The organism is Streptosporangium sp. CA-115845 (genome assembly GCF_050943795.1).
In the GTDB taxonomy this organism is placed as follows: Bacteria; Actinomycetota; Actinomycetes; order Streptosporangiales; family Streptosporangiaceae; genus Streptosporangium.
In genome coordinates this window covers 286,318-298,740 of the sequence record NZ_CP191987.1, presented here as the reverse complement: position 1 = coordinate 298,740, position 12,423 = coordinate 286,318, and the positions used below count along the sequence as shown (strand labels likewise).

Annotated in this window: 10 protein-coding genes and 1 pseudogene; 10 read left to right on the top strand and 1 reads right to left on the bottom strand. The window is 68.2% G+C overall.

Annotated elements, in window-relative coordinates; all coding sequences use genetic code 11:
* The first annotated feature begins 144 nt into the window (after window positions 1-144).
* From ACQP0P_RS01205 to ACQP0P_RS01165, 9 genes are all read left to right on the top strand, one after another.
* A complete protein-coding gene (locus tag ACQP0P_RS01205) occupies window positions 145-957 on the top strand; it encodes a hypothetical protein (RefSeq protein WP_433358623.1) in 813 nt (270 codons plus the stop codon).
* A gap of 171 nt (window positions 958-1,128) precedes the next feature.
* The gene (locus ACQP0P_RS01200) at window positions 1,129-1,947 is read left to right on the top strand and encodes a hypothetical protein (protein WP_433358622.1); all 819 of its coding nucleotides are present in this window, start codon (window positions 1,129-1,131) and stop codon (window positions 1,945-1,947) included.
* Window positions 1,948-2,243: 296 nt separating this feature from the next.
* Complete coding sequence (locus ACQP0P_RS01195) at window positions 2,244-3,869, top strand: DNA cytosine methyltransferase (protein ID WP_433358620.1); 1,626 nt, start codon at window positions 2,244-2,246, stop codon at window positions 3,867-3,869.
* Between the two features lie 236 nt (window positions 3,870-4,105).
* On the top strand, window positions 4,106-4,450 hold the full coding sequence (locus tag ACQP0P_RS01190; protein WP_433358618.1) for a hypothetical protein: 345 nt from the start codon (window positions 4,106-4,108) through the stop codon (window positions 4,448-4,450).
* A 79-nt stretch (window positions 4,451-4,529) separates the two neighbouring features.
* Window positions 4,530-5,114, top strand: coding sequence for a hypothetical protein (locus tag ACQP0P_RS01185; protein ID WP_433358616.1), 585 nt, complete (start codon window positions 4,530-4,532; stop codon window positions 5,112-5,114).
* A gap of 168 nt (window positions 5,115-5,282) precedes the next feature.
* Window positions 5,283-5,834, top strand: coding sequence for a hypothetical protein (locus ACQP0P_RS01180; RefSeq protein ID WP_433358614.1), 552 nt, complete (start codon window positions 5,283-5,285; stop codon window positions 5,832-5,834).
* 75 nt (window positions 5,835-5,909) lie between these two features.
* Window positions 5,910-6,233 carry a hypothetical protein gene (locus tag ACQP0P_RS01175; RefSeq protein WP_433358613.1) on the top strand — a complete coding sequence of 108 codons (324 nt, stop codon included), beginning with the start codon at window positions 5,910-5,912 and terminating at the stop codon, window positions 6,231-6,233.
* Between the two features lie 97 nt (window positions 6,234-6,330).
* Complete coding sequence (locus ACQP0P_RS01170; RefSeq protein ID WP_433358612.1) at window positions 6,331-6,795, top strand: hypothetical protein; 465 nt, start codon at window positions 6,331-6,333, stop codon at window positions 6,793-6,795.
* A 93-nt stretch (window positions 6,796-6,888) separates the two neighbouring features.
* On the top strand, window positions 6,889-7,389 hold the full coding sequence (locus ACQP0P_RS01165; RefSeq protein WP_433358611.1) for a hypothetical protein: 501 nt from the start codon (window positions 6,889-6,891) through the stop codon (window positions 7,387-7,389).
* A gap of 84 nt (window positions 7,390-7,473) precedes the next feature.
* On the opposite strand, the gene ACQP0P_RS01160 is transcribed toward ACQP0P_RS01165, so the two are convergent.
* Window positions 7,474-7,842, bottom strand: coding sequence for a hypothetical protein (locus tag ACQP0P_RS01160; RefSeq protein WP_433358610.1), 369 nt, complete (start codon window positions 7,840-7,842; stop codon window positions 7,474-7,476).
* A 333-nt stretch (window positions 7,843-8,175) separates the two neighbouring features.
* Here ACQP0P_RS01160 and mobF point away from each other — a divergent pair.
* Window positions 8,176-10,632 (top strand): annotated as a pseudogene (gene mobF, locus ACQP0P_RS01155) (MobF family relaxase); the annotation flags it as partial.
* Between the last annotated feature and the right edge of the window lie 1,791 nt (window positions 10,633-12,423).

Genomic DNA, 12,423 nt, shown 5'->3' with positions numbered 1-12,423 from the left:
GCATCAACAGCCCCTGGCAGCCCCGTAGAGCGCTGTCCTGAGCCATCAGCGGCGCGGCCCCCGCCCTCTTCCGGCACCTGTGTGCGCACCCCGGGTCGCGCGGCCCCGGCACGCGACATCAAGACACCACGACAGGACACACCCATGGACGATCTCGCATCCACCTACCAAAACGACCTTGACGCTTTTCGTGCGGCCGGCCTCACCGCCACCGTCACCTCCAACCGGTACATCGAGCTGAAGGCCCCCGACGGCTACGCGGCCTGGATCGCCTGCGGTGACCAGCCCTTGCCCGATGACCGAAGGCAGGTCACCTGCTGGACGCTGCGCCTTATGCGCCTGTCCGACGGTGCCCTGTTCCGCTTCAACGACTCCGAATCCCACACGGCATGCTTCGCCGACGCGGTCTGTGACCTGCTGGACCGGCTCCCCGATCTCACCTTCCGGCCCGCATGCCAGCAACCGCGCTGGACGCCCGGAGCCGTCTTGCGCCTGCCCAAGAGCGTGGCCGAGCAGTTCAACCGGGCCGCCCGCTTCTACCCCCAGCTCGACAACGACACCCTGCCCTGCATCGAAGTCGCGGGCATCCAGTCCTACCTCTACGTCCACCCGGCTACGGGCGGTGTGCGCATGGCTCTCCATCTGGAGGAGGCCGACGCCGCCATCCTCGACGAGGCGGGGAACGTACGGCTGGCGATAACCGTCAGCGACGCCATCGTGCTGGACACCACACCTCCGACCGACGCCGAGGGACTGGCCGCCAACCCGGCCCAGGCCGTCGGCGCGATCCACCAGCTCTACAACCAGATCCTCGACATCCACATGCAGCGCGATGGCGACTGGAACGGTGGCGACATTGTCTCCCTGGTGGATGCCTGGTTCGGGGAGATGGGGCTGACCTTCCCCACCGAGCACCTCTACGACGACTCCGACGAAGCCCCTGACATCCCGCGCTGACCCGCGCAGCACGGCAGGTTCCCCGCGCCGGGGCGCGGGGAACCTGCCGCACCCGGTGCCGCCGTGGTCACCATCTCGGCGGCAGCACCGCACCCCGGCGCTTCCACACCGCTTCCTCCGTCGCGTCGCGCAGGCACGCGCACCGACGGCCCGATCCGAAAAAGGACCACCATGCCCACCCTCACCTTCGACGGTGTCATCGACCCCCAGCCCCGCCGTCTGGACATCACCACTCTGGACCTCCAGGGCTTCCTGGACGTCTCCTACGCGGACCTGTTGGCCGCGTTCGGCCCGCCGTCCATCGACGCCGTCCCGGGCGGCGCCGGAGCGGTCTGGCACATCGTCACGCCCGCCGGACCGGTGGAGTTGTTCGACTACGACAATCCCGGCTGCCCGCAGGAGTACCCGTCGCGGCTCGGCGACTGGCGTCTGGCTGCCGACAGCCTCAGCACCCTGCCATGGATCTACCAGCACGTCATGGGCAGTACCGAGGCCTTCCCCCGGCTCGCCCTGACCAGTGACGTGGTGGCCATCACGGAGGCCTACATCCTCTATCTGTCGCACCAGGCCTCCGGCTGGAAGGCGAAGGGGCGTACGGGGGAGCTGAACTGGTTGCAGGTCAACTCCCTGTTCATTCCCTTGCACCGCAGCCGCACGCTGCTGCTTGACGTGCTGCTGAATGACGAGTGGGCGGCGGCCGACGAGGCGCAACGGCAGGCGTGGCGGGCTGAGCTCCAGCCCCGGCTGATGCATCGGCTCGGCGATCCGGAATACCTGAGCTATCTGCGCGCCCGGCACCGTTGGGTGGTGCTGAACGACCAGCGCGGTCCCGGTGTCGAGCCGGCCGAACTCGCCACCGGCCTGGCGGCGCTCGCCGATCGTCTCGCCGAGCGCCGCCAGATCCCCGTCGGCCGCGCGTACTACGAGATCTATCGCCGCACCGTCGCGGCGCTGGCGGAGCGGGCGGCCCAGCCGGACCGCATCGGCTGATCTCTCGGCCGGGCTACTGGCCACAGCGGTCCCGCACCGGTTGAACGGTGCGGGACCGCCACATATCGGCCACCCGAAACAAAGCATGCATAAACGGATTAAATGGATTCACCGGGCGGGGATGGCACCCCCGCTTCCGGCCAGCAATCCATCCGATCCAAAGGACCCGTCTTCATGCATGCCTTTTTCCGGCACGACCCCGGCCCGGTCGCCGCGCCGAGCGCGCCTGACCGCCCGCCCCTGACGAAGCAGACCTCCGACGCTGACGTCCTCCGCCCGGCAGGGGAGCGGCGCTGATGCTCGCCTCCCCCTACAGCCTGTGGGCGGCCGACTGGCAGCCCGCCCAGCCCAATGGCCTGACCTTCATTGACATCTTCTGCGGTGCCGGAGGTTCAGCCATCGGCCTGACCGCTGCTGGCTACTCCCTGCGCCTCGCGGCCAACCACTGGAAGCGGGCCATCGCCACCCACGCGGCGAACTTCACCTCCGCCGACCACCTGTGCGCCGACGTCAACAACTACGACATGCGGCGCCTGCCCCGCGCACACGTGCTGTGGGCCTCCCCGATCTGCTGGGAGGCCTCCCCCGCGGGCGGCAACCAAAAGCCGAAGCTGCCCAGCGGCATCGCAGGCCAAGGCGACCTGTTCACCGAGGACGACGACGAGCCCACCAGCGACGATCGCTGGGAGCGCACCCGCGCCACCGCCTACGACGTCCTGCGCGCCACCGAGGTCTGGCGCTATGAGGCGATCCTGATCGAGAACGTGGTCGAGTTCGCCACCCTGTGGCCTCTGTTCTGGTGGTGGCTGGAGGCATTCGTCACCCTCGGCTACCACTACAAGATCGTGTGCGTCAACAGCGCGCACATCGGCGGCGACGGCATCCCGTACGCGCCGCAGTGGCGCAACCGTATGTACATCGTCCTGCTACCCAAGGGCGTGCCCATGCCGGATCTGGAGCCGCGCCCGCTGGCGTTCTGCTTCGACTGCGGCGAGAACGTCCGGGCCCGTCAGACGTGGAAGAGGACTGATCAGGCCAAGCTCCGCATCGGCAAGTTCCGCGAACAGTACGTCTACACCTGCCCCAACACCCGCCGCTCGCACGCCAACCCGGCCGTGGAGCCCTACGTGCTGCCCGCGGCCGCCGCGCTCGACCTGAACGACCCCGGCAAGCGCATCGGCGAGCGCCGCAGGCCTCTGGCCGCCTCCACCATGAAGAAGATCCGCGTCGGACTGGAGATGATCAGCGCCGGGCCGACCGCCATCCAGGTCAACCACGGCGGCCACGACGGGCGCCACTACCCCGTCTGGCACAACCCGCTGGCCACCCGCACCCAGAAGGGGGGAGACGGGGCCGCTGCCCCGCCCATGCTCGTCCAGGTCGGCGGCAACAAGTCCGACCCCCACTCCGCCGAGCTGCCGCTGCGCACCCGCATGATCCGCGACACCGACGCCCTGGTCACTCCACCCGACGTCGAGTTCATCGACGCGCTTCCGCCCTACCTGGTCGAGGCGCGCGGCGGGGGATCCACTGCCCGCCCCGGCGACCACCCTCTGGCCACCGTGACCGCGAAGGGGAACCACCTGTTCCTGACCACCCCCGACGATCGCATCACCTGGGACGGCGGCCACGGCCTGGTGATCCCGTACCGGCGCGGCGACGCCAAGACCACCGCCACCCCCCTGCACACCGTGGCGTGCAAGAGCTCGGCCGCCCTTGTCCACCCCCGCGAGCACCGGCCGATCGAGGAGTTCCACTTCCGGATGCTCAAGGCGCGCGAGCACCTGCGCGCCCAGTGCTTCCCCGATCACTACATCGTCACCGGAGGCCACACCGACCAGACCGCGCAAGCCGGAAACGCCGTCAGCGCCAACGTCGCCCAATGGCTCGCTTGGCTCGTCGCCCAAGCCCTGGGCTGCTGACCCCGAGGCGACCACCGCCGCGCGGTGACTGATCCTCCACCGGTTCGGGCCGGAACACCTCTTCCGGCCCGAACCGCACCCCTTCTGCTCGCGCATCGGATTCCCGCCATGTCGCGCGCGGCACCAGGGGAAACACCCACCCAACAAAGCATGCAAAAACTGATTTAATTTAAGTGCTGGATCAGTGATGGCACTTCTGATCCGGCGTCACATCCGATCCGACAGGAAGCCCACTCATGACACCTACAGCAGTCGACAGCTACTTCATGGTCGTCCGCAACGACCAGCTGCGCCCCGGCGACGTCGTCCTGGAGCCGCTCGCGTGCGGCTACGTGACCGCCCCGCCCACCGCCGCCGACGCATACGGCGAGCACGTCTTCATCACCCTCGACGGCGGCCAGCCCTACCCGGACACCGCCGAGGGCGAGATCCGGATCTACCGGCCCAGCATCGCCGAGACCCCCGCCCCGTGCCTCTGCGCGGCCGCCGGACTCGGCCAACTCCACGACGCCACGTGCCCGCGCCTGCACGAGCTCATCGAGACCGCCGCGCTGCTGTGGCCCGACCTCGGCCGCGACTGACCCCCAACCGATCACGAGCCCCGCACCGGCGGGTGCGGGGCTCACCCCTCACGCTCACCCCTCACACGGAGAACATCACATGACGCACGAGATCGGCATCACCGGAACCGTCCTGTTCAGCAGCGAGTACGCCATGGGCCGCTACGTCTTCCTCTCGCCGGGAGCGCACACGATCCCGGAGATCCAAATCCCGTTCCTGGCCGACTATGCCGCTCACTGTCAGGGCATCGGCCAGAAGGTCAGCCCTGCCAGCTACAGCGCCTACACCGCCACCCGAGCCGACGAGGCGATCGGTCAAGAGATCGAGGCCCCCGACGACGGCCCGCTGTCGCACCTCAAGCAGCCCGGCGAGCACTACCTGTACCGCATCACACCCACCGACCTCACCGGCGAGGAAGGTCCGGCCGACCTGCTGCACCTGACCGTACGCGGAGTCGACCCGGAATTCGGCTGGCTGGAGATCGGCGCCTACTTCACTTCCACCGATCTCTACCGGACGGCTGTCCAGCTCCTGCGCGCCCGCGCCACAATGCGCACCTGGCGGTTGCGTAACCACTGGGGAGTGCTCGCGCAGACGATGTCCCCCCTCATCACGGACCTGCTCCAGCGCGCCGACCACTTGGCCACCCTGATCCCCCCGCCACGCTGCACCCCGCAGGGCTGACCGGCCGACTGATTCCCGGCACGCGGGCCCGCGCGCGACAGCGCACGGGCCCGCCATCCAGCAGCGCACCACCCTCCCCACAAAGCATGCAAAAAATGATTAAATGAATTTAGGCGGTTCCGGATGGCACCCGGGCCGCGCCTCTCCAATCCGAAAGGAAAGCACCACATGATCTGCATCCAGCACAACCTGCCCGCCGGTACCCGCGCGATTGAGGCCAGCCCGCTCGACAGCATTGGCCTGATGCTGTCCAGCGCCGGATTCGAGTGGGACGCCCACACCCGTATGTGGATCCAGCCCGATACCGCCTACCTTCCGGCCGACACCACGGCCATCGCGGACGTGGTGCGCCTGCTCAACAAGGCCGGATTCGACACCACTGTCGACATCGCCAACTGGATCGACCCGGCTCAGGAAGCCGAGACGGCTGCCGCCCGCCACGTCGGCCCCACCGGCCTTGACGGTCACTACCGGGTGACCGACATGCGCCCCGGCGACCTGGTCCGCTACCGCGAGCAGCTCAGCACCCAGACCAAGTGGGCTCGGGTAGGCCGCATCAACCGGCGCACCGTCGATGTCTACCCCCACAGCGTGCAGTGGTCGCGCGCCCGCATCAGCCCGACCGCCGTGCAGGAGATTCGCCGTACGGCCAACCCGATGCAGCTCGCCACCCTCGCCCTCCACACCCGCATCCGCTTCAGCGAACAGGTCTCCGCGTAGAGATGCCCGCCGCCCCCGGCCCGCACCGGGGGCGGCGCCCCGACCCATCGGCATTCCTTCAACAAAGGACCTTTCGTGAGCAAGCTGCCCCACTTCCACCTCCGCCGCCTGGTTGCCGGAGCCGCCATCGCCCGCCAGGAAGCTAGCCGAGACGCGGCGCGTCTGGCCGCCGTTCCCCGCTGGAGACTGCTGCGCCGCCGCCCCCTCCGCCAGCAGGCACACAGCTCCGCCATCGCGGCCGCCACCGCGCACCACATGCTGACCATGGCCCTCGTGGGTGACTGCTTCGACGAGCAGAGCGCTGCGGACGACGCCACCCGCATGATCGACAAGTACATCGAGTGGGACGCGATGCAGGAGAGCCGCACCTACCTCATGTTCGCCCTCCACCGCTCCTGATCCGCACCACCGCCGCGCGGCCGCCGGAGCGCCTTACACCCGGCGGCCGCCCATCCGGATTGATCACGCGCCCACTCGAACAAGAAGGACCTTGATCATGAGCGACACCGCATCGTGGAACACCGCCGGAGGATTCCGCCACACGCTACGGCTCATGCCTCCCGACCTACTGATCACCCTGGCCCTTGATCCCCAAGGCAACGGGTATGCCCCACTCAGTCACCACACCGACGACCACCTCTACACCCCCGAAGCCGCACAGCACGAAACCCTTCCCACCGACGCCCCGGACGCCGTCCCATGCGCGGTGCTGTGGCCCCGCCCCGTCCTCCCCGGCCAACAGCCCTTAGGACTCACCGTTCACCAACTCCACGGCCGTCTGCTCTGGACCCACCCGGGCAAACTGATCGTGCTGGCCCGCGACCCTGAGGGCAACGCCTACGGCGCCCTGCGCAGCTACAGCTACGGCCGCCTGTACTACAACCCGGCAGCCGACGCCGCCCACACACTGTCCTCCAACCCTCAGACCGGCCCCGAGTGCGCTGTCTTCTGGCCGCAATAACCACATCAGCGCGTACCCCTCTGCCGTGCTGGCCGAACGCACCGTTCGGCCAGCACGGCAACCCCTCCTCGACCACCGGTGGAAAGGAAGACCATGCACACCGCCCTGACCGTACTGACCGTCGCAGCGTTACGTGCGATCCTCGCCGCGCTTCCGGAGCAGGCGTTGATCGCGATGACCGCCGACGCTGCGGGAAACGGCTTCAGCCCCATGATTGACCCGATGGTCGACACCATGTCTTTCACAACCGGCTATTTCCATCTCCACCAGACGCACGCCGGACCGACAAGAGACCGTGTCAGCCGCGAAGGCATCGCACTGCGACCGGATCCAGACCGCGCCACCGGCGACCCCGAATGCTGGGCCATGGCCGGGGCTTTGTGGCGTGTGCTCGCCCATCGACTCAGCCGCCGGCCTGACACCATGCCCGTTCTCCTGGCCTATGACGCCCCCGACCCCCGCCTCTGTACCTACGTCCCCGCAGTCGACTACCACATCGAAGGCTCCTACATACGCGCGGCGCTCCGTCGAGGCATCGAAGTCCCACGCAGCCCCGTCCATGACGACCTGTGCCTTGTCCTAATCCCAGGTTGATCCACGCTCAGCCCGGTTCCTGACCGCCCGCTGGCCGCCGCCCCGAGCCCCAAGCCGATGATCGGCTTGGGGCTCTTACGTTGCTCAGACACTGGCGGAGGGAAGGCCCAGGGGCTTGTCCGTCGTTCTGGCTTCCTCATGAGCGGTATCGGTCCGCCGGGCCGAGCGTCGCCGAGGGCGACGTTCCTCGGCAGGGCGGCCGGCGATCTCCTGTACAGCCGCTTCCACTTTTGCTCCGTCTGCGGTTCGCTCGGCCGTCTCGATGGCCTTTACCCCAAGCCCATACTCCTCACCAGCCTTTGGGCCCAGGGTTTCGCTGAGCATCTCGTAAGCCTGCGCGGCCCCGTCGAGAAGACGCGCGGCTACAGCCAAAGCAACCCGTTCGGCCATCACCGCCTCCTTCTGCTCCGTATCGGCGGCGCAGCGGCGAATGATAGCAGCCTGCGCGCCCATGATGGCCAGCTCCTGCTGACGGGCCCTCAGGAGCGCCTGTTCTTGCAGAACCCTACGTAACTCGCGCCTTGACGGCTGGTTAGTCGATGTAGTCATAGAAGCCATTTCAAACCAAGATCACTATAAGAGCAAGATCAAGAAGAACATCGTTAGAAGATCACAGGATCAGGCAAGCAGGGTCAGAGAAGCAGAAAAGCAAAAAAGACAAGAGATCACATGGAACAGGTATTTACAGAAGGGATGACAAAGATCAAACTTACAGTGCTAAGGCATCGTCACTTCGTGACGATGCGTCGGGACTTCCATACGGTGCGTAGGAGGTGACGGGTCGCCATGTCATGGGTCACCGTCATCGGCCCCTCTGACGCCCAGGTGGAGTACCGGCTGGCCGGATTGCACGGCTGCGCGGGCGGCAAAACAGGTCAGCTGGCGGCTGCCCCGCTGGTCCAAGCGGTGCGTGACAAGGCCGCCGCGCTGGGTGTGGAGGCGGCCCAACTGCTGGAAACCGACCGCCAGCGGCACGTGTTCGCCGACGCCGCAGCCCGCCTCCAACGTGACGGAGCCGACGCCGAGATGAACGCCGGCGCGGTGATCCAGATCGCCGCGGCGACTGGCGTCGACCTGCATCAGCTGTATCCGCCGTCGGTCCTGGCCGCGTTTGCTGCGCTTGACGAGCAGCTCACTTACCGGATGAGCGACACCGAACGGCCGCTGCGGTGGATCGGCCGGGGATGTGCGGAGGTGGGGATCGAGGCCGGCGCGGAGCTGACGGATGAGCAGTTCGACGACGCCCGGGCGGTGATGAAGGGCCTCGATCCGCGCACGGGCGAGCAATTGGTGGAGCCGAAGCTGGCGGTGCATCCGGGGTCGAAACTGCTGGCCGCTCCGCTGCTGGAGGCCATCCGGGACCGCGCGGCCGCGCTCGGTTGCGACCCGCTTGACCTGCTGCGCTCGCAGCGGCAGAAGACCAGTTTCGAGCGGATGAGCCGTCAGGTACGCCGCTACGGCGACACCTACAGAGTGAAGGTGGCGGCGCTGCTGACGCTGGCCGATGCCGCCGGAGTCGATGCCTTGGCAGTGTATGGGCGGCCCGCGCTGGAGGAAGCGCTGGAGCGGGAGCATGACCGGGTGGTGGTCGGCAACCGGGGTTATGACCTGACCATCAACCTGCCCAAGGCCTTCAGCGTGCTGTACGCCTTCGCCCGCGGAGACCTGGCCGATGAGGTCGAGCAGGTCTTCCTCGACTGCCTGGAAGAGGCGATCGCGGCAGCGGAGAAATGGACGTGCTACGGCAGGCGCGGCCACGACGGCGACGGTGTCCAGGCCGAGCGCGTCGACGGCAGCGGATTCATCGGCTGGGTGAATCTGCACCGGGCCGCCCGGCCGGTCGACGGGGCGCCGGTGGGGGATCCGCATCTGCACGCCCACGTCACGATCGCCAACATGTGTAAGGGCGCCGACGGCAAGTGGTCAACGATCGCGGCTGGCGGCCGGGACCTGTTTCGGCACATCCTGGCCGTCGATGCGCTGATGCAGGCGCGGATCCGGCAGGTCACCCACGAACGGTGGGGCATGGTCTGGGAGCGCAACGCCCACACCGGGGTGTGGCAGATCGTCGGCGTTCCCGAGGAGACGATCCGGCTGTTCTCCAAGCGCAACACCGAGATTCTCGCCTTGTTCAGGCAGTGGGGGATCGACATCACCACCTGCACCGCGACTCAGCAGCACACCGCGGCCGAGGTGCTGAAGAACGCCAAAACCCAGGAAGCGACCTCGACGCCGACCGCAGGATTGCGTGCCTACTGGCGGGCCGAGGCCCGCGCGACAGGCCAGGACCCGGATGCGATCATGGCTGACATGATGGCCCCGCACCGGCTGATCGGCCGTCGGGCGGTAGCCGGAGCAGCCGGTCCGGGAGATCTGGACGGGTTGTGCCGGTGGCTGTTTCGCCCTGATGATGGCCTGACCGGGCACCGCAAAGACTTCACCAGCGCTCAGGCGCTGGCCGCGGTGGCAGACGCGATCCAAGGCGGAGCTGCCTCCTGCGCCGAGGCCGAAGAGCTCACCGCCCTGGTCCTCAAGCACGGCGGATACGCAGTCCAGTTGGCCTCCACCGGGCCCCGGTACCTGTCCCACAGTGACCGCTACACCACCGCCGACATCATCGCGGCTGAGCGCGCGATCATCGCCTCGGTCCGCCAGCGCTACCGCAGCGGGTGCGCGGTGCTGTCACCGTCGACACTGCAGTTGGCCATCGCCACCTACGAGGCCGCCCACCAGCTGACTCTCAGCACCGAACAACGCGCCGTGCTGGAGCGCCTGACGCTGGCCGGACACGGTGTGGATGCGGTCATCGGCGTGGCCGGAGCGGGTAAGACCACGCTGATGGAAGTGGCGCGCATCGCTTGGGAGGCCGAGGGCAAGGTCGTCGCGGGCACCTCCACCGCCGCGGTGGCATGCGCGAATCTACGACTGGAAACCGGTATCCCGGCCTTCACCATCGCCAAATGGCTTGACCGGATCGAGCGCGGGCCGGGCCTGGCCGGAGTGGATGTACTCATCGTCGATGAGTCCGCGATGGTCGATGACCGGCAACTGGCGGTCCTGCTCGCGCACGCTGCCGAGGTCGGCACCAAAGTCATCGGCATCGGTGACCCGGCGCAGCTGCAATCGCCTGGGGTGGGTGGCAGCTTCAACGCGGTGCACACCCTGATCGGCGGACTGACACTGTCGACGAACTACCGTCAGCAAGACGCTGTGGAGCGCCGGGCGTTGGAGATCTGGCGCGCCGGTGAGCGGCGCGAGGCGCTGCGCACCTGGGCCGAGCACGGCCGGGTGCACACCACCACCACCCGCGAGCAGGCCTTGGCGCAAATGCTCATGCTGTGGGATGAGCGCCGCCGCCTGTATCCAGACCTTCATGAGGCGATCGCGGAAGTGCTGATGCTGGCAGGTAAGAACGCCGACGTGGAGGAGCTGAACCTGGCGGCGCGCGCGATCCGCCGGGCCGGCGGCGAGCTCACCGGCCTCGACACGGCGTTCGCGCTGGCCGACGGCGGCACCCTGGCGCTGACGGTCGGCGACATCGTGCTGATCCGCAAGAACCAGTACCGCGAATGGCGCAGCAAGGGTCAGCACGCCGACGTGCTCAACGGCTTTCGCGGCATCGTCACCGCGGTCGACCGTCAGCGCGGTGTGCAGGTGCAGTGGCGCCACACCGACGCCGACGGACAGATCCAGCTGACCCGCGAATGGGTCAGCCCCGCCTACATCGCTGAGGGCGGCCTGTCGTACGGCATGGCGATGACCGTGCACAAGACCCAAGGGCTCGGCGCGCACTACGCCTTCACCTACGGGCCCGGGTTGCACGCCAACGCCACCTACACCGCGTTGTCACGCGACATCCGCGAGGCACACCTGTTCTTGGCGCGCACCGAGTTGGAGGATGAGGACCGCCAAGCCACCTTGGGCATGCCGCGCAGCCCGGCCGAGGAACTCGACCGGGCACTGAATGCCTTCGTCGACTCCCTCGAACATGACCGCGGCGAAGGGCTCATCATCACCGAGCTGGGTGAGAAGATCGAGCCGATCAACCCGCCGGATCCGGCCGGAGCGGAGCTCGCACAGCATGCGGGTGGCCGCCTCGATCAGCCCGATCCATTGGCTGAGGCGGTACGGTGCGCGCTCGGACCGTGGGCCGCGGTCGTCACCGTCGATGCACAATGGCCGCTCCTGGCGCGAGTCCTGGCGCGGGTAGCCGAGGCCGGTCATGACCTGGAGGCGGTGATCAGCGCCGCGGCGGCCGAGCGGCCGCTGACCGGAGTGCGCTCACTGCCGCGGGCTCTGGCCTGGCGCATCCAGCAGCAACTCGATGGAGAAACGGGCCCGCCACGGCGCGCGCAGCCCGGCGCGTTCGCGTTGCCGGTCCTGGACGCCTCTGCTCGCGCGGCGCTGGCTCATCTGCCGGGCGTCGTCGTCGGACAGCTGCACCCCGATGCCGTCGAAGCCCTGGACGAGCTCGAGCGTGCCCTGCCGCCGCTGCTGCAAGCGCCCGAGTCGGCGGTGACAGCGTGGCAGGAGCGGCTGTTTGGACCACTCATCGACGCTGAGCTGCGCAAGCAGATCGACGACATCACCGCCGGACTGCCCGCCCTATGTAAGGCCGCCGCCCAGGCGGAGGTGCTGGCAAGAACTCTGAGTGACAGCGCCGCCTCCGGTGGCGGGCCTGCGGTCAGCGCGGTGCTGCGCGCGCGCGATACCTTGCGTGTGCACGTGGCCGCGATTGATGAGCTCGCCGAGGTCGAAGGCGAGTTGCAGGCGCAGCTTGCCGCCGAGCGGCAGCTTCGCGAACGGCTGAGCCAGGTCACCCGGGCAGGCGCGGCGGGTGAGGCGGCGTGGCTCAAGGAGCAGATCAACGCCAGCGGGCAGCGCGTCGCCCAGCTCACCTCCCGGCGCACCAGTGTGCGCCGCACCGCCGGGCCGGCCTCGCGGTTCGACACGGTACGGCGCCGCCTGGAGGCACGTAATCAGCAGCAGGAGACGCTGTTGGCTCGTGCGCGCACCACCGATGCTGATGATGTC

Bases quoted from the DNA above. Each gene is read 5' to 3' on its own strand.
- ACQP0P_RS01205 (WP_433358623.1), top strand. From the start codon at position 145: ATGGACGATCTCGCATCCACCTACCAAAACGACCTTGACGCTTTTCGT.
- ACQP0P_RS01200 (WP_433358622.1), top strand. From the start codon at position 1,129: ATGCCCACCCTCACCTTCGACGGTGTCATCGACCCCCAGCCCCGCCGT.
- ACQP0P_RS01195 (WP_433358620.1), top strand. From the start codon at position 2,244: ATGCTCGCCTCCCCCTACAGCCTGTGGGCGGCCGACTGGCAGCCCGCC.
- ACQP0P_RS01190 (WP_433358618.1), top strand. From the start codon at position 4,106: ATGACACCTACAGCAGTCGACAGCTACTTCATGGTCGTCCGCAACGAC.
- ACQP0P_RS01185 (WP_433358616.1), top strand. From the start codon at position 4,530: ATGACGCACGAGATCGGCATCACCGGAACCGTCCTGTTCAGCAGCGAG.
- ACQP0P_RS01180 (WP_433358614.1), top strand. From the start codon at position 5,283: ATGATCTGCATCCAGCACAACCTGCCCGCCGGTACCCGCGCGATTGAG.
- ACQP0P_RS01170 (WP_433358612.1), top strand. From the start codon at position 6,331: ATGAGCGACACCGCATCGTGGAACACCGCCGGAGGATTCCGCCACACG.
- ACQP0P_RS01165 (WP_433358611.1), top strand. From the start codon at position 6,889: ATGCACACCGCCCTGACCGTACTGACCGTCGCAGCGTTACGTGCGATC.
- ACQP0P_RS01160 (WP_433358610.1), bottom strand. From the start codon at position 7,842: ATGGGCGCGCAGGCTGCTATCATTCGCCGCTGCGCCGCCGATACGGAG.